The 441-nt window shown below is 45.6% G+C and carries 1 protein-coding gene; it reads left to right on the top strand.

Features of this window, described 5'->3' with window-relative positions; genetic code table 11:
* Positions 1–296, top strand: a 296-nt coding sequence (locus GBH70_RS16500; RefSeq protein WP_151682025.1) for an integrase core domain-containing protein, incomplete at its 5' end; no start/stop codon positions are given.
* Between the last annotated feature and the right edge of the window lie 145 nt (positions 297–441).

Below are 441 nucleotides of genomic sequence, written 5' to 3' on the forward strand. Positions count from 1 at the left end.
ATTCTGATTTGGGATCCCAGTATACAAGCGAGAAATTTGCAGAATACATGGAAAAGAAGCAGTTCAAACACTCCTTCAGTAAAAAAGGTTGCCCATACGATAACGCCTGCATTGAGTCTTTCCATGCAATTCTGAAAAAGGAAGAGATCTACAGAGTCAACTATTTGAACTTTCAAGCTGCCAGAAGAGCCTTATTCGAATTTATAGAAGGCTGGTACAATCGGAAACGGATTCATAGCTGCTTGGGCTATATGACGCCACAAGAAACAGAAGACAGTATCAAAGGGGCAGCGTAGTGCTCTTCACAATTTTACAAGCATCCGCTTTACATGGAGTGGCGGGTGTGGCAGGCTTGTTTGCCATGCGAAAGAAATCATTGCCCCTTTCGCCCTTCGCATAACACCACGCCCGCAGAGGCTCCATGTCAAGCGACCAGCGATG

The sequence above is a fragment of the Weizmannia acidilactici genome (assembly GCF_008974225.1).
GTDB classification, from domain to species: Bacteria; Bacillota; Bacilli; order Bacillales; family Bacillaceae_C; genus Weizmannia; species Weizmannia acidilactici.